The organism is Micromonospora sp. NPDC047753 (assembly GCF_040642735.1).
Taxonomy (GTDB): domain Bacteria; phylum Actinomycetota; class Actinomycetes; order Mycobacteriales; family Micromonosporaceae; genus Micromonospora.
This window is the reverse complement of record NZ_JBEYSL010000626.1, coordinates 1-3,398: the sequence shown is the minus strand read 5'-3', so window position 1 is coordinate 3,398 and position 3,398 is coordinate 1. Positions and strand designations below refer to the sequence as shown.

Sequence of the window (3,398 nt, the reverse complement as noted above, 5' to 3'; positions counted from 1 at the left end):
ACGTCCTGGGCCTTCTTCCGGGGCGCCTCCGCAAGGCCCATGGCCAGCTCGAGGTAGGCGCGCCACGCGTCCTGCATGCCTGAGTCCTTCCACGGGGCGGGGTGTGCAGGTGTCACGCTACCGGGCACCCCCGACCGACCCGTGCGGTACGGTGCCGAGGACGGCGTGGCGATCACCGAGGGGGAGATGTGGCCAGCGTGGACGAGTGCCGGCAGGCGTTGCAGGAGCTGGCCGCCCGGTTGGATCGCAACGCCGAGACCGTACGCGAACGGATCGACCTGGACCGGACGCTGGCCTGCCGGATCACCGACCTGGACACCGCGTTCCACGGCCGCATCACCGGCGGCCGGCTGGTCGAGCTGACCGACGGCGACGACCCCAAGGCCAAGATCGCGCTGAGCACGTCCAGCGACGACCTGCTCGCCCTGGTCCGTGGCGACCTGGACGTCACCAGCGCGGTGACCTCTCGCCGGGTGTCGATCAAAGCCAACCCGTTCGACCTGCTCAAGCTGCGCAAGCTGCTCTGACGACCGCCCGGCTCACGCCGCCGCGGTCAGACCGAAACTCTCCACCGCGTGGGCCGCGTCCGCGCCCACCGGACGGATCTTCGGCAGCGCCGGCACCGACGCCGACCAGGCCACCGCGCAGAGCGCCGCGAGGGCGTCCAGCGGCCGACCGGCCCCGGCCAGCTCCAGCGTGCCGTCCCGGTCGGTCACCGACCAGCCGCCAGCGTCCGCCGGGCCCGGGACCCGCACGGCGGCAGCCGGGTCGAAGAGCCCCGCCAGGTCTTTCGCGACGTACGTCGGACGTCGCCGCGGCTCGGCGGCCAGCAGCTCCGGTACGCCGTGCACGCCAGTGAGGACGAGCAGGCTGTCCAGCCCGGCCCGGCGGGCACCCTCGATGTCGGTGTCCAGCCGGTCACCCACCACCAGGCTCCGCCCACCACCACTGCGCCGGGCAGCGGTCTCGAACAGCGCCGGCTCCGGCTTGCCGACCACCACGTCGGGGTCTCGCTCCAGTGCGGTACGCAGCACGGCGACCAGCGACCCGTTGCCGGGCAGCGGTCCCCGCCCACTGGGCAGGGTCCGATCGGTGTTGGTGGCGATCCAGATCGCACCCGCCCGCACCGCCAGCGACGCTTCGGCCAGCTCGGCCCAACCGACCTGCGGGCCGTACCCCTGCACCACCGCCGCCGGCTTCTCATCGGCCTGGGTGACCGGGTTCAGGCCGACCGCGCGCAGCTCCGCGCGCAGCGCCTCCGCGCCGACCACCAGCACCGACGCGCCGGCCGGCAGCCGGTCACGCAGCAACTCGGCCGAGGCGGCAGCGGAGGTGAGGACCTCCTCCGGTCGGGCCGGCACGCCCATCCCGGTCAGCAGGTCCGCGACCTCGCTGGACCGGCGCGACGCGTTGTTGGTGGCGTACGCCACCGCCCGTCCCTCGGCATGCAGCCGGGCCACCGCGTCGACGGCGCCGGGGATCGGCCGGTCGATCAGGTAGATCACGCCGTCCAGGTCGAAGACGACCAGGGTGTACCCGTCGACCAGCCGCTCCCCCACGCCCGCGCTCACCGCTGCGTCGACCCCGACTCGTCGTCCCGGGCCGGCACGGTCCCGTCGGCGTTCGCCGCGTCGCCGTTCGCCGCGTCCCGGTCCGTCACGCCACTGTCGCCAGTGGTGGCCGCGTCGGCGTTGCCGCTCCCGGTGGGGTGACGGTCCTCGTCCTCGTCGTCGAAGCCTTCGTCGTCAGCGGGGCGGCCGACAGCGTCGTCCTCCTCGTCGTCGTCGAAGTCCTCGTCGTCGTCATCATCATCGTCGTCATCGTCGTCATCGTCGTCATCGTCGTCATCGTCGTCGTCGTCGTCGTCGTCGACATCTTCATCGTCGTCGTCGTCATCATCATCTTCATCTTCATCGTCGTCGCCGGCCAGGTCGGCGTCGGATCGGGTCGGGACCGCGCCGGGAGCGCCCGGGCCTGCGGCGATCTCCTCGGCGGCCTCGTCCTCTTCGTCACCCTCGATGACCACGCCGTCGAGTTCGAGCAGCCGCTCGGCGGCGTCGGTCTCGCCCTCGGTGTCCACGTCGGCAGCGCGGGAGAACCATTCGCGGGCCTCCTCGCGCCGACCCACAGCGAGCAGCGCGTCGGCGTAGGCGTACCGCAGTCGGGCCGTCCACGGCACGGTGGCCTCGTTGGTGAGGTCCGGAACCTGGAGCATCGCGACCGCGGCGTCCTTCTGCCCGAGGTCACCACGCGCGCCGGCGGCGACGATCAGCAGTTCGATCGCCACGGCCTGGTCCAGCTTCTCCCGGTCCGCGCCACGGAACAGGTCAATGGCCCGCTCCGGCCGGCCGAGAGCCCGCTCGCAGTCCGCGAGCACGGCCAGGTGGCTCTGCAGTCCACTCATCCGGTGGTACGTGCGCAGCTCGGCGATCGCCGACTGCCACTCTCCCGCCCGGTACGCGGCCAGACCGACCGCCTCACGGACAGCGGAGATGCGCGACGCGAGCCGCCGGGCGGCCAGCGCGTGCGCCAACGCCTCGGCCGGGTTCTCGTCGATCAGCTGCCCAGTGGCGACCAGGTGCCGGGCCACCGTCTCGGCGACCGGCTTGTTCAGCGAGAGCAGCTCAGCGCGGACGTCCTTGTCGAGGTCGGTCGCGACAATGTCGTCCGGCAGCGCCGGGGCCGAGCTACGCCCGCCCTCGGACGACTCGGAGCCACCCGCCCTGTCATCGCGACGGAACTCCCCCTCGCGACGCGGCCGCTCGTCGGACCGGAAACCCCCGGTACGGTCGCCGCCCCGGAAACCACCCTCACGCGGGGCGCCCGAGCGCGAACCGTCCCGGTCCCCGCCCCGGAAGCCACCTTCGCGACGGTCACCGCCACGGAAGCCACCCTCACGGGGAGCGTCCGAACGCGAGCCGTCCCGGTCCCCGCCCCGGAAACCACCTTCACGGCGGTCACCGCCCCGGAAGCCACCGTCGCGGTCACCGCCCCGGAAACCACCTTCGCGCGGCGGGCCGGAGCGAGTGCGGTCACCACCCTGGTAACCGCCCTCACGGCGGTCGCCACCACGGAAACCACCCTCACGGTCACCACCCCGGAAGCCGCCCTCACGCGGCGGGCCCGAACGCGAGCCGTCGCGGTCGCCGCCCCGGAAGCCGCCCTCACGGCGGTCGCCGCCCCGGAAGCCACCGTCGCGGTCACCGCCCCGGAAACCACCCTCACGCGGAGCGCTGGAACGCGAACCGTCACGGTCGCCGCCACGGAAGCCGCCCTCACGGGGAGCGCTGGAACGCGAACTGTCACGGTCGCCGCCACGGAAACCGCCCTCACGACGGTCACCACCACGGAAACCACCGTCGCGGTCACCACCGCGGAAACCACCCTCACCGCCGTGG

At 73.2% G+C, this 3,398-nt stretch carries 3 protein-coding genes; 1 reads left to right on the top strand and 2 read right to left on the bottom strand.

Annotated elements, in window-relative coordinates; all coding sequences use genetic code 11:
• Nucleotides 1-188: 188 nt before the first annotated feature.
• Nucleotides 189-527 carry an SCP2 sterol-binding domain-containing protein gene (locus tag ABZ749_RS32130; RefSeq protein WP_088947517.1) on the top strand — a complete coding sequence of 113 codons (339 nt, stop codon included), beginning with the start codon at nt 189-191 and terminating at the stop codon, nt 525-527.
• A 12-nt stretch (nt 528-539) separates the two neighbouring features.
• Here the strand turns inward: ABZ749_RS32130 and ABZ749_RS32125 are convergent, their stop codons facing one another.
• Nucleotides 540-1,571, bottom strand: coding sequence for an HAD-IIA family hydrolase (locus tag ABZ749_RS32125; RefSeq protein ID WP_357234452.1), 1,032 nt, complete (start codon nt 1,569-1,571; stop codon nt 540-542).
• Nucleotides 1,568-2,590: a hypothetical protein gene (locus tag ABZ749_RS32120; RefSeq protein ID WP_357234455.1), complete on the bottom strand. Its 1,023-nt coding sequence runs from the start codon at nt 2,588-2,590 to the stop codon at nt 1,568-1,570. Before ABZ749_RS32120 ends, ABZ749_RS32125 begins: the two co-directional genes overlap by 4 nt.
• Nucleotides 2,591-3,398: the final 808 nt, after the last annotated feature.